Origin of the sequence: Thiomicrorhabdus arctica DSM 13458 (assembly GCF_000381085.1) — a bacterium.
GTDB classification, from domain to species: domain Bacteria; phylum Pseudomonadota; class Gammaproteobacteria; order Thiomicrospirales; family Thiomicrospiraceae; genus Thiomicrorhabdus; species Thiomicrorhabdus arctica.
This window is the reverse complement of the sequence record NZ_KB905899.1, coordinates 570,849-594,866: the sequence shown is the minus strand read 5'-3', so window position 1 is coordinate 594,866 and position 24,018 is coordinate 570,849. Positions and strand designations below refer to the sequence as shown.

Annotated in this window: 22 protein-coding genes; 3 read left to right on the top strand and 19 right to left on the bottom strand. The window is 40.8% G+C overall.

The window, feature by feature from the left end:
* Positions 1 to 12: 12 nt before the first annotated feature.
* From F612_RS0102715 to F612_RS0102705, 3 genes are all read right to left on the bottom strand, one after another.
* On the bottom strand, positions 13 to 1,638 hold the full coding sequence (locus F612_RS0102715; RefSeq protein WP_019556215.1) for a CTP synthase: 1,626 nt from the start codon (positions 1,636 to 1,638) through the stop codon (positions 13 to 15).
* A 159-nt stretch (positions 1,639 to 1,797) separates the two neighbouring features.
* On the bottom strand, positions 1,798 to 3,261 hold the full coding sequence (gene tilS, locus F612_RS12860) for a tRNA lysidine(34) synthetase TilS (protein ID WP_019556214.1): 1,464 nt from the start codon (positions 3,259 to 3,261) through the stop codon (positions 1,798 to 1,800).
* A 120-nt stretch (positions 3,262 to 3,381) separates the two neighbouring features.
* A complete protein-coding gene (locus tag F612_RS0102705; RefSeq protein ID WP_019556213.1) occupies positions 3,382 to 4,338 on the bottom strand; it encodes an acetyl-CoA carboxylase carboxyltransferase subunit alpha in 957 nt (318 codons plus the stop codon).
* Positions 4,339 to 4,708: 370 nt separating this feature from the next.
* Between F612_RS0102705 and F612_RS0102700 the strand changes: the two genes are divergently transcribed.
* Positions 4,709 to 5,446 carry a DUF481 domain-containing protein gene (locus F612_RS0102700; protein ID WP_019556212.1) on the top strand — a complete coding sequence of 246 codons (738 nt, stop codon included), beginning with the start codon at positions 4,709 to 4,711 and terminating at the stop codon, positions 5,444 to 5,446.
* Between the two features lie 87 nt (positions 5,447 to 5,533).
* On the opposite strand, the gene ycaO is transcribed toward F612_RS0102700, so the two are convergent.
* Positions 5,534 to 7,255 carry a 30S ribosomal protein S12 methylthiotransferase accessory factor YcaO gene (gene ycaO / locus F612_RS0102695; protein ID WP_019556211.1) on the bottom strand — a complete coding sequence of 574 codons (1,722 nt, stop codon included), beginning with the start codon at positions 7,253 to 7,255 and terminating at the stop codon, positions 5,534 to 5,536.
* Between the two features lie 144 nt (positions 7,256 to 7,399).
* Here ycaO and F612_RS0102690 point away from each other — a divergent pair, with 144 nt between their 5' ends.
* Entirely contained in the window at positions 7,400 to 7,675 is a 276-nt protein-coding gene (locus tag F612_RS0102690) for a cytochrome c (RefSeq protein ID WP_019556210.1), read from the top strand.
* Between the two features lie 174 nt (positions 7,676 to 7,849).
* On the opposite strand, the gene F612_RS0102685 is transcribed toward F612_RS0102690, so the two are convergent.
* From F612_RS0102685 to F612_RS0102670, 4 genes are all read right to left on the bottom strand, one after another.
* Positions 7,850 to 8,722, bottom strand: a complete 873-nt coding sequence (locus tag F612_RS0102685) for a hypothetical protein (RefSeq protein WP_019556209.1) — start codon at positions 8,720 to 8,722, stop codon at positions 7,850 to 7,852.
* Between the two features lie 79 nt (positions 8,723 to 8,801).
* On the bottom strand, positions 8,802 to 9,248 hold the full coding sequence (locus F612_RS0102680) for a universal stress protein (protein ID WP_019556208.1): 447 nt from the start codon (positions 9,246 to 9,248) through the stop codon (positions 8,802 to 8,804).
* A 217-nt stretch (positions 9,249 to 9,465) separates the two neighbouring features.
* Positions 9,466 to 10,227 (bottom strand): tRNA (adenosine(37)-N6)-threonylcarbamoyltransferase complex dimerization subunit type 1 TsaB, encoded by a 762-nt coding sequence (tsaB, locus tag F612_RS12855; protein WP_019556207.1) that lies wholly within the window; start codon positions 10,225 to 10,227, stop codon positions 9,466 to 9,468.
* 85 nt (positions 10,228 to 10,312) lie between these two features.
* Positions 10,313 to 12,259: an ATP-dependent DNA helicase gene (locus F612_RS0102670; protein ID WP_019556206.1), complete on the bottom strand. Its 1,947-nt coding sequence runs from the start codon at positions 12,257 to 12,259 to the stop codon at positions 10,313 to 10,315.
* Between the two features lie 237 nt (positions 12,260 to 12,496).
* On the opposite strand from F612_RS0102670, the gene ykgO reads away from it, so the two are divergent.
* On the top strand, positions 12,497 to 12,622 hold the full coding sequence (gene ykgO, locus F612_RS0102665) for a type B 50S ribosomal protein L36 (RefSeq protein ID WP_019556205.1): 126 nt from the start codon (positions 12,497 to 12,499) through the stop codon (positions 12,620 to 12,622).
* Between the two features lie 90 nt (positions 12,623 to 12,712).
* Here ykgO and F612_RS0102660 read toward each other — a convergent pair whose 3' ends face one another.
* From F612_RS0102660 to uppS, 11 genes are all read right to left on the bottom strand, one after another.
* The gene (locus tag F612_RS0102660) at positions 12,713 to 13,684 is read right to left on the bottom strand and encodes a chemotaxis protein CheV (protein WP_019556204.1); all 972 of its coding nucleotides are present in this window, start codon (positions 13,682 to 13,684) and stop codon (positions 12,713 to 12,715) included.
* 153 nt (positions 13,685 to 13,837) lie between these two features.
* Complete coding sequence (rnhB, locus tag F612_RS0102655; protein ID WP_019556203.1) at positions 13,838 to 14,476, bottom strand: ribonuclease HII; 639 nt, start codon at positions 14,474 to 14,476, stop codon at positions 13,838 to 13,840.
* Complete coding sequence (gene lpxB, locus F612_RS0102650) at positions 14,466 to 15,644, bottom strand: lipid-A-disaccharide synthase (protein ID WP_019556202.1); 1,179 nt, start codon at positions 15,642 to 15,644, stop codon at positions 14,466 to 14,468. The genes rnhB and lpxB overlap by 11 nt, the downstream gene beginning before the upstream one ends.
* The gene (lpxA, locus tag F612_RS0102645; protein ID WP_019556201.1) at positions 15,634 to 16,404 is read right to left on the bottom strand and encodes an acyl-ACP--UDP-N-acetylglucosamine O-acyltransferase; all 771 of its coding nucleotides are present in this window, start codon (positions 16,402 to 16,404) and stop codon (positions 15,634 to 15,636) included. The genes lpxB and lpxA overlap by 11 nt, the downstream gene beginning before the upstream one ends.
* Positions 16,405 to 16,408: 4 nt before the next feature.
* Positions 16,409 to 16,846, bottom strand: coding sequence for a 3-hydroxyacyl-ACP dehydratase FabZ (gene fabZ / locus F612_RS0102640; protein WP_019556200.1), 438 nt, complete (start codon positions 16,844 to 16,846; stop codon positions 16,409 to 16,411).
* 95 nt (positions 16,847 to 16,941) lie between these two features.
* Complete coding sequence (gene lpxD, locus F612_RS0102635) at positions 16,942 to 17,973, bottom strand: UDP-3-O-(3-hydroxymyristoyl)glucosamine N-acyltransferase (protein ID WP_019556199.1); 1,032 nt, start codon at positions 17,971 to 17,973, stop codon at positions 16,942 to 16,944.
* Between the two features lie 14 nt (positions 17,974 to 17,987).
* A complete protein-coding gene (locus tag F612_RS0102630; RefSeq protein ID WP_157760446.1) occupies positions 17,988 to 18,524 on the bottom strand; it encodes an OmpH family outer membrane protein in 537 nt (178 codons plus the stop codon).
* A 123-nt stretch (positions 18,525 to 18,647) separates the two neighbouring features.
* A complete protein-coding gene (bamA, locus tag F612_RS0102625) occupies positions 18,648 to 20,933 on the bottom strand; it encodes an outer membrane protein assembly factor BamA (protein ID WP_019556197.1) in 2,286 nt (761 codons plus the stop codon).
* Positions 20,926 to 22,314 (bottom strand): RIP metalloprotease RseP, encoded by a 1,389-nt coding sequence (rseP, locus tag F612_RS0102620; protein ID WP_019556196.1) that lies wholly within the window; start codon positions 22,312 to 22,314, stop codon positions 20,926 to 20,928. The genes bamA and rseP overlap by 8 nt, the downstream gene beginning before the upstream one ends.
* Positions 22,311 to 23,126 (bottom strand): phosphatidate cytidylyltransferase, encoded by an 816-nt coding sequence (locus F612_RS0102615; RefSeq protein WP_019556195.1) that lies wholly within the window; start codon positions 23,124 to 23,126, stop codon positions 22,311 to 22,313. Before F612_RS0102615 ends, rseP begins: the two co-directional genes overlap by 4 nt.
* On the bottom strand, positions 23,126 to 23,830 hold the full coding sequence (uppS, locus tag F612_RS0102610) for a polyprenyl diphosphate synthase (protein WP_019556194.1): 705 nt from the start codon (positions 23,828 to 23,830) through the stop codon (positions 23,126 to 23,128). The genes F612_RS0102615 and uppS overlap by 1 nt, the downstream gene beginning before the upstream one ends.
* Between the last annotated feature and the right edge of the window lie 188 nt (positions 23,831 to 24,018).

Here is a 24,018-nt window from a genome sequence, read left to right as displayed (position 1 = left end):
TATACCCGCTCCTTAGTGCTTTTTATAACTGTTTGCGGCTTCAACAAATGCGGTAAACAGGGGATGTCCCTTTCGCGGGGTTGAGGTAAATTCAGGGTGAAACTGACAAGCTACAAACCAAGGGTGGTCTGCTATTTCAATGGTCTCTACTAAACTTCCATCCTCAGAGTGACCTGAAAAAATAAGCCCTGCGGCTTCCAGTCTAGCAACATACCCATTATTGACTTCATAACGATGTCTATGGCGTTCGCGAATAACAGCTTCACCATAGGCCGCTCTTATTTTAGAACTTTCTGTTAAGATACAATTTTGTCCACCTAAACGCATAGTGCCGCCTAAGCCTGCCGTTTCATCACGCTCGACTTTAAGACCATTCGCTTCTGTCCACTCAGTAATCAAAGCCACGACAGGATATGGAGTGTTTGGGTTAAGTTCAGTGCTATGAGCATCGACTAGGCCAGCCACATGACGAGCATATTCAACCACAGCCATTTGCATACCCAAACAAATACCTAGGTAAGGGACTTTATTTTCTCGTGCGTATTGAATGGCAGAAATTTTACCTTCAACACCCCGTTCACCGAAGCCACCAGGCACTAGAATTGCATCTTTATTTTCGATGGCACCCAGGCCTGACGTTTCTAACAATTCAGAATCAATATAATCAATATTAACGCGTGTATTTGTATGAATTCCGGCATGAATTAATGATTCAATCACTGACTTATAAGCTTCTGTCAAATCGACATACTTACCCACCATGGCAATTTCAACCGTTTTCTCAGGATTAAGTTGTGCTTTAACAACCGTATCCCAATCGCTCAGATCAATGTCTGTACATTCAATATTAAAACGCTTTACGACCAAGTCATCCAGACCCTGCTCATGCAGCATGCGAGGAACTGAATAGATGGTATCGGCGTCTAACGAGCTAATAACAGCTTTCTCTTCCACATTGGTAAAAAGTGAAATTTTACGCTTTTCACTTTCTTGCAAGGCAATTTCAGAACGGCAAACTAAAATATCAGGTTGAATCCCAATTGAACGTAACTCTTTAACAGAGTGCTGTGTTGGTTTAGTTTTAACTTCACCCGCGACCGCGATATAAGGTAATAAGGTTAGATGCATAAACAAAGAGCGATCACGCCCTACTTCTAAACTTAACTGGCGAATAGCTTCGAGGAAAGGCAAAGATTCAATATCACCAACCGTTCCTCCTACTTCTACCATTACCACATCAAAACCAGCGGCCGCATTTAAAATTCGAGTTTTAATTTCATCGGTAATATGTGGAATAATTTGAACAGTTCCACCCAAATAATCACCACGACGTTCGTTACGAATTACGGTTTCATAGACCTGGCCAGCTGAAAAGCTATTTCGACGGGTAAAATGACGTTGCACAAAACGCTCATAATGACCTAAGTCCAAATCAGTTTCCGCACCGTCATCTGTTACGAATACTTCACCATGTTGAAGCGGGCTCATCGTCCCTGGATCGACGTTAATATACGGATCCATTTTAAGCATACTGACCTTAAGGCCTCTAGCCTCTAGCAGAGCACCCAAAGAAGCAGCCGCAATTCCTTTACCAAGAGAAGAAACTACGCCACCTGTTACAAAAATAAATTTAGTCATTTATCACACTTTATTGAACGTTTAGAAACCGAGGATTTCGAGTAATCAGAATGGGAGGAGATTATAGCCTAAAACCGCCCTATCAGCAATGTAATTTATTCGTTAAACACTCTCTTGACAGCCACCCTTTTAACGATATGGCGGAGTGCTTTACGGTATTTATGCATTCCATTTAGGAATACTGACCACTAACCCCATCAGTTGCCAAATCAATGCTTCAGGAACTTTAATTTTGACTTCTTCAATCACCTTCTGGTTAGAATCAACAATGGGCTCTGACAAGGAATTCAGACAGTTAGAGCACCCTAATACACCAATCAATTCACCTTGCAAGGCTAACACTGGCCAAACTCTTCTTTCCCACACGGGTATTGAGTGCTTTTGAAAAAAAACTTTAAGCTTCTTTCTATTAAAATCATCAGCTTGAGAAAGACTTCTTACTTCAATTAGATGACTTTTCGATAGCAATTCTTTGTTAATCATGAATTCATAACCATGAGTTATATCGGAATATTCTGATGGGATTCGACCCCCTACTCCCTGCTGTACTTTATAGCGCACTATGGTATTTAGAAATTCGTCTAAATAAACGGTAAAAGGTTTAGGCAGCTCAGGTAAATAATAGAGTCTGTCTTTAAAGAACGCCAATTCACCCTGAGGCAATTGGTAGGAGAATGCATTTTGTCGACTCATGCTTTTGGCGAAGAGCACGGTACGAATCCATTCGTAATGCTTTAAAGTCAATGATTGTGACCCTGTTTTAGAAAACCAGGAACGAATAACATTCTTTTGTTCTAACCAATCCAAATCCCTAAATAAGTTCAAATCCAGAAAATAGTTTGACTGTTTATGTGACAGCAAAAGCCGATTTGCCATGCGATCTAATAACAATCGTGCTTCCGACATATTCTGAGCACTTCGAGCAATAGTTTTTTCTACATTCGGCCAATGCGCTTCCAGAACAGGTAAGACCTCATGACGCATCACATTACGTTTAAAATTAAGCAATTCATTTGAAGGATCCTCGACCCAATGCAGTTGAAAGTAATGTGCATAAGCGACTAATTTTTCATATGGAACCGTCAATAAAGGACGAATATGCTGAAAACGACCCCGCATTGAGACAATCTCTTTTTGATAAGGCATTGCTGATAGACCGGCCACGCCAGCCCCCCTCACTAAATTAAGCAGCAGCGTTTCCGCCTGGTCACGCTGATGATGTCCCGTTACCAAAACATCATCCGTACAAGGTAGTTGTGCCGACAGGGCCTGGTAACGAAGCTTTCTTGCGACAGACTCAATGCCTTGCCTTTGTCTTGTTTCGATTTCAATGACACTTGACTTGAAAGGTACCTGGAATGACTCACAGATCTGCTGGCAATGCGCTTTCCAATCTAAAGATATGGCCTGTAAACCATGATCTATATAATGGGCGTAAAGGTGTTTTTTTAACGGTTTAGCCAATTCATGCTGAGATAAAAGATGTAATAAAACAGTGGAATCAAGACCACCACTAAAGGCAATACTCACAGTCGTATCAGCGTTTACTTTAGTTAGAAAGAATTCGAGTGCCTCTGTAAAAGCGCTTAAATCTTCTGGTAAGTAAATTGAGGCAGGAATCATTGGATAGGAGAAACAATAAGAGATTCACGAAGCATTCTAGTTGTAAACTCCGTGCTAATCTCCGCGTAAAGACTCAAACATTCAGTCTTTAGAGCAGAGAGTATGAAAAGACGTACTTGATTAAGAAAGTTCGAAATTTCCGTAGTCCATATAACGCTGATAACGCGTTTCCACCAAGGTTTCAACAGGTATATCTTTCAGACGATTTACTTGAGAAATCAGTGATGCTTTTAAATTGGAGGCGGCAAGCTTATGGTCTCTATGCGCACCACCCAATGGCTCAGGAATAATCTCATCCACTAACCCTAGAGTTTTCAAGCGTTTTGCTGTAATCCCTAAGGCTTCAGCAGCATCGGCCGCATTCGCAGCATTTTTCCATAAAATAGACGCACACCCTTCAGGTGAAATAACAGAGTAGGTACCATATTCCATAATCATGGTCACATCACCCACACCAATGGCTAAAGCGCCACCAGAGCCACCTTCCCCAATGACTGTACAGATAATAGGCACTTTTAACTCGGCCATCTCAATCAAATTTCTCGCAATCGCTTCACTCTGTCCACGTTCCTCTGCATTGATTCCAGGGTACGCACCCGGCGTATCAATAAAAGTAACGACCGGTAAACCAAAACGCTCCGCCATCTTCATCAAACGCAGAGCTTTACGATAGCCTTCTGGTCGCGGCATACCAAAATTACGGCGAATTTTTTCTTTCGTATCGCGGCCTTTTTGTTGAGAGATGACCATAACAGCTTGCCCCTCTAAACGTGCTAAACCAGCAACGATGGCTTCATCATCTGCAAAAGCCCTATCGCCATGCAACTCTTTAAAGTCGGTAAAAACCTCTGCAATGTAGTCTAAAGCATAAGGGCGTTGTGGGTGACGTGAGACTTTTGCAATTTGAACATCGGTTAGCTTTTTAAATGTCGACTCAGTTAGATTCTTGCGCTTCTCTTCAAGTGATGCAATGTCCTGTAAAAGATTCATATCTCCACCATCTAAATGACGTAACTCATCAATTTTCGCTTCTAGTTCCGCAATGGGTTGTTCAAAATCTAAAAAATCAAGTTTCATTCTGCTTCCGTCTTCCATTGTATTGTATTGTATTGAGTGAAAAATTAAGTCTATTTTAGCAAACTTGTGTTTGTTGTGTATAAAATGGCATGTTTTTTCACTATAAATTTATTAAACTAAGCTTTTATTGAAACGGTCTCGTCTCATGTCCTTTCATTTAGATACCAACAATGAATTCTGAAGACATTCAAAGTAACGTGAATTTGCCACCATTATGAAATTTTAATTCTGGCTAATTTGAAACGTTACCGTATTTTTTGAGAATACGCTTAACTCTATTCTATAGAGTGTCTAAATGCCTTGCTGTACGTGATTCGAACCTTACCACTGAAAGACTTAACATCAACCCCTTACAAGAAAGGAAATGTCCATGCAAGCCAAGACCCTACTCAAAACATTCACCCTCATCAGCGTTTCGCTAACCTCATTCACTAGCCTAGCAGCAGATCCGGCGTTAGGGCTTAATGGATCAGGAGAGCTTGGATTTACAGACAATAGTGGGAATACTACAAGCACAAGCCTCTTTACTGCACTGAAACTTAACTACAACCAAACCCATTATGAACTTCAATCTAAATTTGAAGCCAACTATAAATCTGAAAACAAGGTGCAAACAGAAGAGCGTTATTTAATCGATGTTCAGTACAATCGTTATTACAATCCGGAGCGTAACTATTACAGTTTTGTGGGCGGGAAACTCGAAAAAAATCGTTTTGCCGGCATTGAGTTAGAAAGCATTCTTTCGTTAGGTTTAGGTAAACAGCTCTTTAAAAATGAATCCACCAAGTTGATTGGTGAAGCAGGTATAGCCCAACAGACTACAAGTTATACTAATGATGTCATTGAGAATGATCAGAGCCAAACAGCCTTGCGTTTAAAGGTTGATTTAACGCATCAAATCAATGCTCAAGTGGCATTTCTACAAGACATTACCTACTTAAAAGGTACTCAGCAAACCACCATTGAAAGCAATACTGGATTCAAAGTTAAGGTTGCTGACCATATGAACCTTAAAGCGAGTTATAAGTACCGACATAACGATAGCCCAGCAACGGGAGCAAAAAAGACCGATACTCAAACTCTTTTAACGTTGATCTATGACTTTTAATACCCCTTAAAATAAAGCCATCAGAGTCATCAAGCACTAAAGCATTTCAGTCAGCTAACGCCTTTACAAAAAAGGCGCTAAAAAACATTACTGACTAAAGGCTTTGCGCTTCACAGCTTGAGTCTGCTGATATATCTGTAATAAGGCCTGATGTCTTTGACTTGACAGAAAGATCGCCAGTCCTAGAGGTTGACCCCAGAAAACTTCGGAACCTTCTATATTCGACCAGGCCTGGTCAGTTAACGCTTCCCCAAATAAACAAACCATTGAATGCCTATTTTTCACATCTTCAGCAGTCATTTGTAACGCGAACTGCAATGCTCTATAGGACACAAGCCAGGCATTGGTCGGGGAGACAAAACACAAAGCATCCTCAAGATTTTCCAATGCCATGACATAATCTTTCGCTGCCAAATAGCACCAAAACTTCAATTCTATTATTTTCAATTCTGCCCAGAAGCTTTTAGGATCAGGCATTAAACCAATTAAAGAGGCCACTCCCTGATGATCACTCAAGCCTAAATCATCAATCAAATCAACCAAAGCGGTGTAGTCTAAAGTCTCTGGTAAAGCCAGCAACTGCTCCCGTAATAAACGACCGGTATTTTGATTACTTTCAATTAACTCATCCGTTGGATAAATTTCTGACATACCTGGGACCACAATCCGGCACGCCTCAAAACCATAATGATTATAGTTTGCCACATACACGGAACAGCCCTGCGCCTGAACCTTGTCACACAACTGAGACCACTGAGCATCAGTGGAGCCCGAAAAATCCCAATGCACAAAATCAAAATCAGCATTATCGGAGACAAAATGTGCATGAATCAGTCCACTAGAATCAATAAAGTGATTCTCAATATTCTCATCTTCTGCGACGATAAATTCATCAAAAACGGGGGTTTGAAAGCCATCCAAATGACCTAGTTGTCGACCTTGTAACGATTCTGTCAAAGTGCGCTCTAAGGCCACTTCAAACATTGGATGGGCACCAAAGGAGGCAAAACAATGCCCTGAACTCTGTTCAAATAAAATCACACTGATGACAGGAAATTCTCCGCCCAAGGACCCGTCTCTAATTGAAACCGCAATGCCCTCTTGCTTTAAGCCTTCTATCATTTTGACGATTTCAGGATAACTTTGCACAACACTGTTTGGAACTTCGGGCAGGCAGATATTTTCACGCATGATCTTATTTTTGACCCAACGTTCAAAAATTTCAGACAATCCTTGCACTTGTGCTTCAGTCGCTGTGTTACCTGCAGAAAGACCATTACTGGCATATAAATTACTGAAAAGATTCATCGGAAAATAAACATTTTCTTCAGTATGAACATTTTTCATTCGCACTGAACGGGCTACATTTTGACTATCGTTAAAGCTCAATAAATCAACAAATTCAAGCTCATCGTTAGCATCATAGAATGACCATAATTCTGGTGATAAAGAGTCGCGAATGTCTACTTCTGAAAATTGTTTTTCATCTGGGTAATAGAGCCAGGTATTTTTAGCCTGATCAACCTCTGTCTCTAACCAGTAATCTGAAAAAAAATAATTCGTTGCAAGGCGCTCTAAATATTCACCTAAAGCACTTGCTAAGGTGGCTTTACGGCTAGTACCCTTACCATTTGTAAACAAACCAGGACAACGTGCATCATGGATGTGCAAAGAATAAACATTGGCGACAGGATTTAACCAAGATGCTTCAACAATATCAAAACCTGCTGCCTGTAAAATGGTCTGCATATTTGTAATAGAAGCTTCTAAACAGGCATCCTTACCTTTGATATACGTTAGCTCACTCATATTTTAAAATACCCTATATTAATATTAGTCATTGCTTATATAAATTTATTCAACGATAGCAATGTGATTTTTGATTAAGATTTTCCAATAAAATCAGTAAAATGAATAAGTAACTCTCATAAACTACTTTATTAAGGAGACACCATGAAAAAATTGACATTCTCTCTCACCGGCGCATTACTAATGACTTCGCAAGTTGCATTAGCTGAAGAGCATCCAGGTGCAGAACTTCACAAGTCAGCAAATTGTATGAGCTGCCATACTGCCAAGCCATATAATCCTAAAGTAACGGATACTTATCCTAAGCTAGTCAAAAAGGTGCAGTTTTGTAGTGACAACCTCAATACGGGAATGTTTGAGGATGAAGTTGAGCAGTTGGCCGACTACCTAAATGATACCTATTATCATCACCCTAAATAAATCATTTCAACGTTCTTGAACGGATTCGCGAGATTCTCACTCATCTCGCGCTACTCCTACCTTAATGCAGTCATTTATAACTTCTTCTATCCTTATTTAACTCAAACACGGCATAGTGAATCGACTTGGATATCCCATACCATCCTCGTTTTTTTTGCGAAGTGTATTCAAGCATCAAGCAGGATCTCTTTTCAATTGAGACAAATAAGACTTTAGGGTGTTTAAGGCATGCTCACCAGCTTGTTCAACACCCTCTTGATACTGCTGTTTCGTTGCATCTGCAACAATTTTATCAATCGCTTCAACTAAAAAGTAAGTCTGCATATCTTTGGAAATTTTAGTCCAATCTCGGTCATGCGACATCCAGACCTGCTGCAACATCTTATTTCTAGAAAAGAGCTCTAACACCGATGACAATGCTTTGTTTAATGGTGCAATGGTCTCAAATGGTTGTTTTGGACGGCCATATTCATCATAAAAGCTCAATCTGTGCAACTTAACCAAGGCCAGTGCGGGTAATAACCCTTCCATCTGGTTACTCGCAGCTTCTTGCTCAGCCCTCGTTAACCGGTCAACCGTTAACATAGGGGCATCTGATTTCCAACGCCCAAAAACAATATACAGATTATTACGTTCAATAAATAAGCGCTTACCTTTGCCGAGCTTCATGACATCGGCTTTAGAAACCAAATAGTCTAATTTTTCTTTTTCTAAGGTTGTCGTATCCTGCCATAGATCCCAACCCTGCCCATATTCAGAGACGACAGCTTGCGAGTTTTCTTTTTTAATCATGGGCACACAAGAAAGACCATAATCATGCCCCTCTACAAAATCAAGCACAGATATCTGATAATCGCCATCATCGTTGATACCTTGAATCTTACCTATAATAAAAGCATCGTCCTTAATGTTGCCAGCAGGATAGGCAATAAATACGGTTTCACCGACTCTAAATGAGTCGGCGAAAGCTTGATTAGAAAGAAGAGTCAAGCTCATGACCAGCAACGCTTTTAATAAAATTTGAGTGGTGACTAATTGTATTTTCAAAAGAGTGATTCCTATTTAATATTAAACTTCTCAAACACTTAATCTTGTTGATTAATTTAAAATATAACGTCAATAAACCCTAACAATCCAACTTAATGGCCAAGACATCACAGGGTGCATTATTGATAACCGAATGGGTCGTAGAACCGATTAATGTCCTTAAACCAGACAATCCATGAAACCCCATCACAATCAAATCGGCTTTATTCAAGTTAGCAATTACCGTTATTTCAGAACTGGGTATTCCTTCAACCGTTTTATAATTGGTAATACCATATTCATCTGCTATCTGTTTTAGTTTATCTGTTGAAAGCGCCATTAATTTCGTGGCAATTTCATCATCCCAAAGTCCTGGCATCCCCATCACCGCCAAGTCTTCCAATACTGGATATATTGGAATATCAACTACATGAATAAGTTCTATTTTAGCTTGAGATTCAGCCGCTAACTGCAATGCCTTCTTTAAAGCTCGATCACTGTTCTCTGAAAAATCTATCGCGATCAAAATATGCTTGTAAGTTGCCATGTATTCGCTCCAAATATAACGTAATGATGAGTCATTTTATGCACAAAAGGTGTGGATAAAATTGTGTGTAATAAAAGTTTAACTTAAAAAAAGCTAACAAAGTCTTACGCTTCTCTTACTCTGCTTGTTTTTTAAGCAACTCGTCTGAAATGTTTAGAATCAATGCTGTTTTAAACTTTTAAAAGAAGTACTCACTCTCTTTACAAAGAATGAATATTTACTGTTCGACTGCATTATTAACTCTTTTAAGTTTTCTTTCCGCAATGGTGTCTGCAACATGATTACGTAGATAAAGTGGAACAGGCACTTTCTCAGCGAGATGTTTAGCCTCTTGCTGAGAGTTCAAAGCTAATTTTGCAATCGATGTCGCAGAAGGCAAAGTATCCGTCCAATCTGAAAACAATTCTACCAGGCCTGGATACTCTTTTTGTACATCGCCCAACCCAATACATTCAGCACCAAGATCGACAATACGTGCCTCAGCCGCTTCTGGTGAGAGCAATTCAATCGAGTCGGACTTAAGATAGCCTGTCTGGCTATTATAAACACCTGATTGCAGATAAACTTCCTTCATTCGAGCATCCATAATGGCACACCAAGTTATCTCAGGTTGCCCGACATTGTCGTGGTCGCCATTTTCCAAAAAAACCTGCCGCTGAGTCGTTAAGACACTTTCAGCCATCGCTTCCAATGAAGAGACTGCCACAACCGCCTTATCCCAACCAAGGGCTAACCCTTGTATAACACCAGCAGCAATGCGAACACCCGTAAAAGCTCCTGGACCCTCTCCATACGCTAATAGATCGATCGAAGAGCCATTAAGCTTAGATTCATCCATCACCTCACTGACCATCTCCAGTAAGCGATGTGCATGTTTCTGTGGCAATACCTCATAGCGTTGATAAAGCTTTGATTGATAAATTAAAGCTACCGAGCAAGCCGCAGTGGATGTTTCTACTGCTAAAATCGTTTTTGACATTCTTTTATTCCAATGTTAATCGAACCATGGTCTTCATTGCACTATGAGAGCTTTATAACAAACAGTCATAAGGTATTGATCATTATTACTTTAGTTTATCGATGGCTGATTCAACATCATACACCCAAGGAAAATCTGGCAAACTGTCTCGAATCGTCTTCCCATAACTTTTGGATGACAATCGAGGATCACACAACATCAAAACCCCTTTATCAGTCACATCGCGAATCAATCGGCCGGACCCCTGTTTCATAGCCATAACCGCCTCTGGCAATTGAAAGTGCGCAAACCCATTTAAGCCCTTTTCTTTTAAAAAGGCCTCTCTGGCTTGAACGATTGGATCATCAGGAGGAGCAAATGGAATGCGGTCAATCATCACCAATTTTAAAGCATCCCCTTTAACATCAACACCCTCCCAAAAACTGCTGGTTCCTAATAGAACCGCATTATCGGTGGTTTTAAAACGTTCCAAAAGCGTTAATTTAGGTAAATCTCCTTGGACTAATAACGTCCCTTCCCAATGTCGTTCCATAATGGCACGGGCTTCCTGCAAGGCTCTATGACTGGTAAACAACATAAAGGCACAACCTTTACTTGCTTTTAGAAGTGGCCAGGCTGCACGCAAACAAACTTTTACATAATCTTCACTACGAGGTTCAGGTAGGCCAATGGGGTGATAAACGACCCCTTGTGTTGGATAATCAAAAGGACTGTCCCAGTGACTCGTTTGCGACTCTCCTAACCCTAGGCGATTTGCAAAGTAACTGAAGTTATTGTGTACACTTAATGTTGCTGAAGTAAATAACCAACTGCCGCCTATTAACTCTCTTTGACGACTAAAGGGATCAGCGACGCTTAACGGGGTTAAATTTAGTTTAAACCGTGCCTGAGAAGATTCAATCCAACGAATTTTATTCTCAGACTTGCTGTTCAACCAGTCTTTAAATTGTGATTCAAAGTCCTTGGCTCTTTTATAAACTGCCGTTATTTGTTTACCGCGCTCCGCCACTGCTTTTAAGTTTTCAACCAAAAAAGATAAACTATCCAGAAAGCGCTTCATGACTAAATGAAAAGCTTTTTCAGATTCGAGTTGCTCCCATGTCCAACGCTTTTCCCACTTGCCGAGAGATTCATTTAGAAGTTTAATTTGTTCTGCCAAATGTGTCGCTTGATCTGAAATAGATTTAGATTCGGGCGACTCAATTTTCTGCGCCTGTTTAACATCGCGAACCAATTCATCTAATTGACTTCGCGTAATGGAAAAGCCCAAAAACTGCGCAGCAATATCCGGTAATCGATGTGCTTCATCAAAGATGTAAACGTCTGCATTTGGTAATAACTCACCAAACCCTTGTTCACGCAACGATAAGTCTGCACAAAAAAGATGATGATTTACGACCAATACGAGTGCCTCTGAAGCTTGCTGTTTCACCTTTGGGTAGAAACAACCTGAATCAACATTACATTCTGCGGCCTGACAAAATTCTAAACGTGCACACACTTTTTTCCATATCGGGTCATCTTCCGCCACAGCATCTAACTCGGCCTTATCCCCAGTGAGACTTTTCCCCTCGACCCATTCGCGAATCAGTGCTAACTTTTTCCAATCTTCACGACTGTGTTGCTCTGCCGTTTCGGTAATTTCAAGACGTTGGGGACAGACATAATTGTCACGCCCTTTCAGAATCTTTGCCTTACCTGGGATCCCACAAGCTTTAAAAAGAATCGGTAAATCTTTTTGTACTAATTGTTCTTGTAATGTTTTCGTCGCCGTAGAGACAATAATTTTTTTACCAGACAGTAACGATGGCACTAAGTAGGCAAATGTTTTGCCTGTACCCGTTCCTGCTTCAGCTAATAAGGTACCCTCTTTTTCGATAAGCCCCTGTATCTCATAAGACATATCTATTTGTGATTGTCTTGGTCGATAACCATCAACTAACTCGGCAAGCTTACCTTCAGCTCCCATCACATCGTCAATGGTCAGTAGTGGCTTTTGGACGGTCTTAGTGTGTGTGGTACTTTCTGTCATGATAAAAAAGAAGTCCATTCATATAAAAAGGTGTGATGCATTATACGTGAATGAAACACAATATCCTGTAGCAGAATGCCTGTTTAGATTTAAATTTCATCAAATAGAGTAAAACAAACGTTTTTTTAACCCTCTTGGCTAGACAGTTGATTTAGAAACCTTTATAATCCGCCACTTCAAATTTGAACTTAAGTCGAATTGGTTTTAAATATTCGGCCCAATAAATGGATATATCCTATGAAAATCTTATCATCATTAAAATCAGCTAAAGCACGTCATAAAGATTGTCAAATCGTTAAGCGTCGTGGAAAAGTTTATGTTATCTGTAAAACAAATCCTAAATTTAAAGCGCGTCAGCGTTAATTTAGATTTACAGCAGTAACAAAAAAGGCGCCCTGATCAGGCGCCTTTTTTTATACCTACTTTTTATTAAAATCTAAGCCTGTTTCTAAATCATTTTGTAATGAGCTTTTCAACTTTTTGAATCGTGTCGACAATCAAATCTGTATCGACCTTACCAATAAAATAATCGGCCCCCATACCTAACACTTCTCGACTGTTATTATCACTCGTCATTGATGTATGCACAATGATAGGCATCTTTTTAGTACGAGGATTCGCACGTAATTCTTGAATGACCGTATGCCCTGACGCGACAGGCATCTCTAAATCTGTGAACACCATAGAAATGTCTTCAAGGGATTCAAGCCCTTCAATGTAATTAAGTAACTGCCGGCCATCATCAAAACCTTGAGATTTTAAACCAAGTTGGGTAAAAACCATGCTCATGTATTTTTGAATTGCTTTACTGTCTTCAGCAAATAAAATGGTTTTTGTATACATTTCACTACTGAATACGTGGCCCTCTTTTGCAACCTCATTAGCGGAGGCAAAAATCTTTTCGGCAACAGCTGGCATGGCTTCAATTAACAGCTTTTCTATATCAAGAATAAAACATAAGGTTTCGCTGTTTTCCAAATAAGTATGGTTAACAATCTGATTCGAGTTAACGTCTACATTATAGTTTCCAGCAGGATGAATATCGGACCAATTTTTTTCTTCTACACCATGGATATAAGAAACGCGTAAACCGATAAAATTACGACTAAAATCCGACACGATGATAATCGATTTTTCTCGCTCTTCTGCCGACATCTCAAAGCCCATCCACTTAGGCAGATCAATAACAGGGAGATACACACCGCGCAACTCAATCATTCCTTCAATCAAAGGATTCGTGTCCGGCATAGGCGCAATTTCATAAGCACACGCCTCCAGAACTTCACGAACCTTAAAGACATTCATTCCATAATAAGGCGGTTGAACACTCTCTTTTGGAAACTGAACTTGAAATATCATCAAACTCATTTGGTTATTTTTACTTAACTGTGCGGTTTTTTCAGCCTGCTCTAAAGTAGTACTCATTGTTATCGCCTTAACTCGTTATCTATCTAATGCGTAAATTCATCATTTAAACCCTAACAGATTCATTTGATGATTGATTTTAACTCAAAATAAATCACTTAAGAAATAATCCACCAATGAAGCAATTTGACCAGGCCTGGTCAAATTGAACACTCAATTTGCTTGTAACATTTGTTTAATGGGTTTAAAGGACTTTCTATAACCAGTAATCATGCCAAACTCTTTAATTGCAGCCAAGTGTTTAACTGTAGGGTACCCTTTATGCTGATTAAACCCATATTGCGGGTAATATTCATGTAATTCTCGCATTTGCTGATCTCTATAAACCTTCGCCAAAATGGAAGCAGCACTTATTTCCATGATTTTATCATCACCTTTTATGACCGCTTCACAAGGACAACTCAATTTTGGACAACGGTTGCCGTCTACGTAGAGGTATGAAATCTTGGCACTCTTGTCTTGCAATTGCTGTACTGCACGTCGCATAGCGAGCATCGTTGCTTGCAAAATATTAATGTCATCTATTTCTTGAGGCGTGGCAACTGCAATCGCATAGGCGACGGCCTGCTCCTTTATTAGAATAGCCAGCGTCTCACGCTTTGCTTCCGAGAGTTTTTTTGAATCTCGAAGCGGTAAACTACAGCCTGCAGGTAAGATGACCGCAGCAGCAACGACATCCCCAATAAGAGGGCCACGGCCCACCTCATCCACGCCAACCGTTTCACCTGTAAGTGACCTATATAGGGTTGTCGTCGCTTCAGAAAACAAGTTCGGCTGTTGCTTAACGTTCATTCAAGTGCGCCCATTCAGTAATTGCATCCGCCGCTAACTCAGAAGCATTTTGCTTAAGTGCCTTATATTGCAACTCAAAAGCCTCTATTTGTTTTTTTCTAAGATTGCTGTCTGCAATCAAACACCCCATCTGAATAGCGATGTTTTGGGGCGTAGCTTGATGTTGAATAAGCTCAGAAACCAGCGATTCATTCGCTAATATATTCGGCAAACCTATCCATTTTGTCGTGGCCAGACGTTTCATAATCCAATAGGAAAGTGGATGAACCTGAATCGCTAACACCAACGGCTTTTTCAACAATGCGGCCTCTAATGTAGCGGTGCCCGAGGTAACCAAAGCTTGATCACATGCTTCAAGGACAGTGCGCGACTGACCATCCACTAACTGTATACTAACACGAGATCCAAATTGATCCACGGCCTGCTGAATTCGCTGTCGGGCCCTATCATTTACACATGGAATCACAAAAATCATCCTCGGATAGAGTTCGGAAAGAATCTTTGCCGTTTGAACATAAATATCCGCCATACGTTCAATCTCACTCATGCGTGAGCCAGGTAAGATAGCCGTAATGGAATCATCAATGTTTAAACCAAGAGTTTCTCTGGCTTGATGAGTGTTCGGCTTTTCTGGGAATTGATTGGCTAAAGGATGACCAACAAACTTAACTGGAATTTGGTAACGATGATAGTAGTCAGGCTCAAACGGAAACAACACCAAGACACCATCAACGGAATATCGAACTTTCTCTAGACGCTTTTCACGCCATGCCCAAACAGAAGGACCAACATAATGCACCGTCGTGATATTATGCTTTTTAAGTTCGGACTCAACTTTAAAGTTAAAGTCCGGCGCATCAATACCAATAAAGACATCCGGATTAAGGCTGAGTAGTTTTTGAATAAGAGATTTACGGATTCTGAGCAGTTCGAAAAGGTGCTTTAAGACCTCAAAAAACCCCATTACAGAGAGTTTTTCCATTGGAAACCAACTCTCGAAACCCAAAGACAGCATCTTGGGGCCGCCAATGCCGACAAATCGTGCATTGGGATAACGTGCTTGTAAACTTAGAATGAGATCAGAACCGAGGGTATCACCCGATGCCTCGCCAGCGACCATTGCAATCGTCAGCTTGGCCTGAGAATGTAAAGCTATCTTATCTAACAATACCGCGTTCCGAGTTCTTAAGAAAAAGGTTTAAAGAATCTAGGGTACCTAAATCGTCGTTTAATAATTCAAGTTCATGAAGAGCTTGTTCAAGTCTATTACCCGTTCGGTACAAAACTCGATAGGCTTTTTTGACAAGATTAAGTTGCTCACGACTATAACCACGACGCTTTAAACCTTCTAGATTGATCCCCCTGGGACTGGCTAAGTTGCCGGAAACGACCACAAAATTAGGGACATCTTGATTGATAACACTGCCCATACCACAAAAGCTATGTTCGCCAATCTGGCAGAATTGGTGAACTAAGGTATAGCCTCCTAGAATCGCCCAGTCGTGAACAATAACATGACCTGCAAGTGCCGTTGCATTCGCTAAAATACAATGATTACCAATAATACAATCATGGGCAATATGTACGCCAGCCATCACCCAGTTATCATTACCGATAACCGTTTTACCAATATCCTGAATCGTACCGCGGTTAATGGTGACATTTTCTCTAAAGGTATTATCATTGCCAATGACTAATAGCGTAGGCTCACCATCATATTTTTTATCTTGGGGAGCAGCCCCTATCGAACCAAATTGAAAAAAATGGTTATTGTTTCCAATCACCGTTGGACCTTGAATAATAACATGTGGAGCGACAGTAGAACCTGCACCAATGGTGACATCACCTTCAATTACACAGTAAGCACCAATGGTAACATCCGGTGCAATATGAGCATTAGGATCAATAATGGCAGTAGAGTGAATCAAGATATCAAACCTTTCTCTCAGCACACATCAAATCGGCTGAGGCAATCACCTTACCATCAATTTTAGTCGTACAAGAAAACTTCCAAATCCCTCGTTTATGACCTAACGCAATGACTTCAAAGTCAAGACGATCACCCGGCACTGCTGGCTGTCTGAAGCGACAATTGTCTACCGCGGCCAAATAATACAATGAGCTACCATCCGGCTTTTCACCTTGGCTGCGAAACGCTAGAATCCCGGTACATTGAGCCATGGCTTCTATAATCATCACGCCCGGCATAATTGGATTTCCAGGGAAGTGGCCGGTGAACTGTGGTTCGTTGAAGGTGACGTTTTTAAAGCCTTTTAACATTTTACCGGATTCAAACTCAGTCACTCTATCCACCAATAAAAAAGGATAGCGGTGTGGTAAATAATCGAAAATATCTTTAACGTCCATCATGTAGGTTTAATCCAGTTCTTATGTTGCTTTTTAATATTAATGTATAGTTTTCGTTGAAACGTGTTCAACTGCTCTCTAATCCGTCCAAAGAGCACTTATGCTTTAGAGAGTGCATCCAGCTGTTTTTGTAGCCGTTTAATCTGTTTAGACATTTTATCTAAATTACGTGCTCTGACGCTGTTTTTTTGCCAATCCAATACGGGTATTGCAGGAAAACCAGCGTAAGCACCGGGCTTATCAAGATTATGTGTCACACCCGCTTTGGCGAGAAAATGTATGTTATCTGCAATATTCAAGTGTCCCGCAAAACCAACTTGACCTGCGACAGTGCAGTGAGCACCCAAAGAGGTACTCCCGGCAAAACCGGATTGACCAGCGATCGCTGAGCCTTCACCAATTTTAACGTTATGTGCAATGTGAACCAGGTTATCGATAATACAATTATCAGCAATCACAGTATCTTCTATAGCGCCGCGATCAATACATACGTTATTGCCAATAGAGACATGATGACCAATAATGACTCGGCCAACTTGAGGAATTTTATGCCATTTACCTTGATGACTGGCCCAACCGAACCCATCACCACCGATAACCGCGCCTGCTTCAATAATCACCCCATCGCCTATTATGCAATGATGACAAATGACAACATTCGAACCAATACGACAATGCTCACCAATCTGTACGTTATGCTCGATAACCGCACCACTACCAATCAAAGTGGATTGACCGATTACAACACCTGACTGCACGACAGCCTGTGCTTTGACACAGGCCGTTTCCGCAATCACAGCCGTGCTATCCACTGTAGAGTCACAATGTATTCCAATTTCAATTGGGTTAGGGTTCAATATTTGCGCAACTAACGCATAAACATAGTAGGGATTGTCCACGATTAAACGTGCAACTGTGCAATTATCGCGATAGGTGGGACTTAGAATCACAGCGCCTGCATGAGTGTCCCGTAAGGAGGAAAGGTATTTTTTGTCATTTAAAAATGAGATATGGTTCGGCTGAGCATGATCAAGACCAGCTACTTGCAGAATTTCAGTCTGCCCAGACCCTACGAAATCAACTTGAACACCAAAAGACTCAAGTTGATTGATGATATAACTTAATTGCACAGTGATGACTCGTTCTATTTATTGAATTCTGAACGTTGCTTGTCGCTGACCGTTTCTAGGTGCTTAAGTACATCTTCAGTCACATCTATACGGTTATTGGTATAGGCGATTCCTTCATATAAAATAAGGTCAAAATGTTGTTTAATGCCAATTGCCTTAATCGCATCATTCACAATAGTTTGCAACTTTGCGAGCTCTTCATTTCGGCGTAAATTCAGTAACTCTTGAACATCATTTCGACGACGCTGAATTTCTCTTGTTAACATCCCTATTTCACGTTCTTTAGTGACCTTTTGCGCCTCACTCATGACCGCTTTATTTTTTTGATAGGTAGACTGTTGCTTTTCAAGCTTACCCGCTAAGCCTTTTAATTCAGCTTGTTGTGGCGCAAACTCATTCTTGAGCTGTGCATCCGCAACCTTAGCTTGCGGCGCTTTTTCCAAAAGCATCGCAACATTGACAACTCCAAGTTTCACCGGTGTATCTGCCCAAGCATTCATCGTCAAAGCTAACATTGCGACCGATAAGTAAATCTTAAAAAGTTTTTGCATCAAAATCATCCGTTTTATTCTTAAGTTTTCTGTTCATTATTATAAAAGCACATTTCAGAATTGTACCCTAAAAAAAGTCCCGGGGGGGTAAAAACCCCCGCGTTATTCGTTTTTAATAAAGCGTTAGAATCCGGCACCTAGACTGAATTGAAAGCTCTGGGTTTTGTCAACCGAAGTGTAACCAATTGGCTGAGAAAAACTAAAGCTTAATGGGCCGACGGGGGTTATCCAAGAGACACCAATGCCTGCTGCTGAACGCAAATCTCCGAGTTTGACATTATCAATTCCTGTAAAAACATTCCCGGCATCGATAAAGAGACTGAGTCGAATATTACTAGAATCTTCTATGAAAGGCACCGGAAGCAGAATTGCAGCCGTGGTAGCGATTTTAACATCTCCTCCTTTCGGTCGATTACTTCCATCAGTTGCTAAATTATAGTTCCCCCCCAAAGAGTTAGGCTCAAACCCTCGTACTGAACCTATACCACCGGCATAAAATCGTTCATAGAAAGGCAACTCTGATATATTGCCAAAGCCATCGCCATAAGCCAAAGCTCCCTTAAGCTTAAAGCTCAGGTTTTTTGTTAACGGTAAATACCACGCCTCATCAGCATAGACCTTATAGTAAGGGACGTCAGAAGTCCCTGGAACCACTGTTTCCACTGACAATTGGGCTTTTTGTCCCTTTGAAGGAAAGTAAAAAGAGTTCGTTGAATTGTAATTCCAACCCATGCTAAAAATAGCTGCAGTGGTACTTTTACCATATAAATTAACATGATCATTACAGACCGCAAAAGTATCTGAACAAACTAATTCTTGAGAGTCTAATTTTAATCCATAATTCAATGAGTCATACTCACTGAGCGGATAACCTAAAGACGTTCTAATCCCCATGTTATTAGTAGTATAGTCAGCAATATTCAATTTATTAGCATCGAGCTCACTAAGATAGAAACCACCACCTAAGCTGACGCCATCATCGGTAAAGTAAGGATTCGTAATACCAATATCAGCCGTTTTTCTGGAGGCACTGGTCGCTAAACTCAAATCTAACTTGTTACCACTTCCAATAAAGTTGCGTTCTGCTACGCCAAGGTTAAAACTAACCCCGTCCAACTGTGAATAGCCAACACCCGCAGTAAAAGACCCGGTTGCTTGTTCTTCGACCTTAACAACCAAGTCAACTTCATCAGCACTAACACGTTTGGTTTCAATATCTGAAGTTTTAAAGAACCCTAGTCGATTCAAGCGCGACTTAGATTGACGAACCTCCTTTAATGAATAAGGAGCGCTTTCAAGCTGGCGCATTTCACGGCGAATGACATGATCACGAGTTCGTGTATTACCCTCTAAAACGACTCGACGAATGTAAACACGATTTTTAGGTTCAAATTTAAAGTTGAGTACAATGGTTTGGGTCTTTTTATCCAAATTTGTTTCTGGAGTAATCTCCGCAAATGCATACCCTTCCTCACTCAAGCGATCACGAATGCCATTGACGGCTTCAACCACAGCACTTCGGGAAAAAACATCTTTAACTTTGAAATTGAGTAACTTATTGACTTCTGCTTCAGAAATAATGAGCTCGCCAGATAGGTGAATTTCTGCAATGGTGTATTGAGGTCCTTCAGTCATGTTAATGGTCGTAAACACTTGCGTTTTGTCCGCTGAAAGACTTACTTGTGAAGAACGTACCTCAAATTCAGCATAACCACGGTCCATATAGTAAGATTTTAACGTTTCGATATCCGCTTGTAATTTTGGTTTGGAATAAGCATCCCCTTCGGCCATCTGCATTTTAGGTTTAAGACGGGCATCAGAATAAATTTTATTTCCAACTAAAGTGATACGACCAATGGTAGCGGGTTCACCTTCAACAATTTTAATTTTTAAGGCGACACGATTACGCGGCAACTCGTCACTGATAATCTCAACTTCAGCCGCATAGTAGCCTTGATTTTGATAACGCCTTTTTAAGTCGACAATCACTCTATCCAACTCAACCTGACTATAAATACGACCTTTTTTAATGCCAAGCCCGTCTAAAGCCTCGGTAAGAGTTTCAGTGTCAATTAACTGATTACCTTCGATTTCAACCTCTGAGATAGAAGGACGCTCCACCACTTTTATAACAAGCGTGCCATTATCTTTTTGATACAGTGCCACGTTTTTGAAAAACCCAGTTTTATACAATCGCTGAATGCTTTCTTGGGTCAATTTACTGTCCAGAAACTTGCCTTTTGAAATGGCTAGGTAACTTTTAATCGTTTCAAGCCCGATACGATTTGCACCTTCAACTTCGATTTTTTCAACTGTAAATGCCTGTGCCAAACCAGGTAATAACATCAAACCAGCAATCGCGCTTGATAAAGCAGCTCTTTTAAATTTTTTCAATTTCATATCAACCATGGGAAATTCTTACTACATCATTAAATAAAGCGACAAACATCAATCCAACAATTAAAACGAAACCAATTGTCTGACCCACTGCCATGACTTGCTCACTCACGGGTGAACCTTTTACCATTTCAACCAGATAATATAACAAATGCCCCCCATCCAATACAGGAATTGGCAACAAATTTAATAAACCGATACTCAAACTAATTAAGCCTAACAAACTTAGAAAGGAGATTAACCCTGTTTGCAAAGCTTTGCCAGAAAACTGTGCGATACTCAAAGGGCCTGAAAGGTTTTCTAAACTGACATCTCCAAAAAACATACGTTGCAGCATAACCAGACTGATACCAAACAAATCAACACTGCGTTGATAGCCATGTTTAAAGGCATCAATTGGACCATATTGAACGGTAGACGTATACATTGCAATTATCTTTTTAGGCACATCAACCCCGACCCCCATTCTACCGATGAGACGACCGTCTTGCAAAGGGACCTGCTCGAGTAATATATCGGTCCTATAATGGCTACCCTCACGTTTGTACGAGACTCTTACCAGCTCACCAGGATGTGACTGAACAACATTAACAAAAGTAAGCCAATCGGAAACAGGTTGCCCTGCAACTTCTAAAATAGTATCTTTATAACGTAATCCACCCTTGTCCGCAGGGCCATCAGAGACAACCTCGCCCACGACAACAGGTAATAAAGGTTGAAAGGGTTCAAACCCTAAAGTTCGCAACCAATTTTGCTTTGGGGCATTTAAATCCAAAGCGTTAAGAGAAATATCCGTCAGTTGTATGCGTTGTTGAGAAGTAAGACTTTCAATGGTCATATCAACAACGGCTTTTTGCCTAACCAGTGCCGACAAGATAATTTCATGCACCATTTGCCAACTTGATACGGGTTGATGATCAACTGCTAAAACAGACCAGGCCTGGTTATTAAGTGAAGTTGATTTAGCAATTGATACCGCTAATGGACTCTGCTCAGAGACTTGATTAAAGACGGGCTTAGAGCCGTTAATACCAATCATATACATCAAAGCAAAAATAAACCAAGCCAACAATAAGTTAACGATAGGTCCAGCAACAACCACTGCAAAACGTTTGTAAACGTTTTGACGATTAAATGCTCTCGGCAGGTCCTCTTCAGCAACAGTCCCTTCTCGTTCATCGACGAACTTAACGAAACCTCCCAGTGGAAATAAACCTATCTTAAAACAGGTCTCTTTACCCTGTTTTTGATACAGCGTTTTACCAAAACCGATGGAAAAGGTAAGAACCTTGATGTTAAACCAACGAGCGACCTGATAATGCCCCCACTCATGTAGGCTAACAACAACCCCCATAACCACGATAAAACCAAAGATAGACCATAAGACGGTCATGAAAGAATACTCTCAAAATGCCATGCTAGATAAAGCATGGGGACCGCTATCAACAAACTATCAATACGATCAAGCACACCGCCATGACCCGGTAAAATTCGGCCACTGTCCTTTACATTAACTTGACGCTTAAGCACGCTTTCAAATAAGTCGCCGAAGACTGAAAACATCGCTATCCCGGCTAAAATGATTGCAAATAAAACTGTGTACAGAGTCACCGCGCCCGAAATCAGCCAAAGTCCAGTTATAGCGATAGTCAATGCAAACAGTACCCCTCCCCAAACACCTTCCCACGTTTTACCGGGACTAACATGTACTGCCAGTTTAGTTTTACCGAAACGTTTGCCACTAAAATACGCGCCTGTATCAATCGCCCAAATAACAAACAAACTCATCAGTAGGATTTCTGGCGAAAATTCCATTCTAAATCGCACCATGACAGTACTAAATAGAGCTACTGATAAAACACCGGCAAACAGAATAAAACCAATTGGATTCATGCGGATACGGCCATGCGAACGCTGATAGCCTATTACGATATAGATTAACAGCACGCTTTCCAGCAGTGTCAAGAAAGCAATAATGGGCGCTGAAAGCATGTCAATACTCGCAAAACTGACAACAGTGGTGAGCACTGCAAATAATACCTTCTGCCAAGCCTGGTTGAGTTGTGCGAACCCCGCCCACTCCCAGGCGGCAATAAACCCCACACCCAATATGATCCACTGCCAAACTTCAGCGGTGGCTTCAAAAAGCGCCAAACTGGCTAATAATGTCAAAATGACTGCGGTAACCACTCTTTTTATTAGCATTACTGAGCCACCTGCTCACTCGTCTTACCAAAACGACGTTCACGATGTGCAAAGGAGCTAACGGCTTTATCAAAACTGGATTCATTGAACTCAGGCCAAAGTTCATCGGTGAAATAAAACTCGGCATATGCCATTTGCCAAATCAGGAAGTTACTAACGCGCTGTTCCCCCCCCGTACGGATTAAAAGATCCACTTCGGGCAGTTCACTTAATGAGATGAAATCACTAATATCCGATTCTGTCATTTCAGCAACACTGCTATCTGGATGCGCTAATTGCCACTGCTGAACAGCTTGCACAATATCCCAACGCCCACCATAATTTGCCGCAATCGTTAGCACAAGCCCGGTATTTTTTTCGGTCAGTGACTCCGCCAAATGTATATGGGTTTGCAACTCTTCACTGAAACCACTTCGGTCGCCAATAATGAGTAACCTGACATTATTCTCATTTAGCTTAGAGACTTCTTTCTGAAGCGCTTTTAAAAATAAGCCCATCAATTTATTAACTTCATCTTGAGGACGTCGCCAATTCTCAGTGCTAAATGCGAATAGAGTTAAAGCCTTAACCCCCACACTGGCACAATGTGCAACGAGACGCTTTACTGAATTTAAGCCTTTTTGATGCCCGACGAAACGAGGCAAAAAACGTTTTTTAGCCCAACGTCCATTGCCATCCATAATAATAGCAACATGTTCAGGCATATTTATTTGAGGGATTTTTTGTGTCAAAACAAACCTTTAATGAGTCTATGTAAAGCGCTGTTGTAATGTATTAATACTGACAGAGCAAAACCTATTCAAATTGAGCTCCAAGTTAAAGAGAACCTAGAACGAAAAACGGTTCAAGAGGATAGACACCCACTGGGTTAAATCCGCTTGAACCGTTTTAT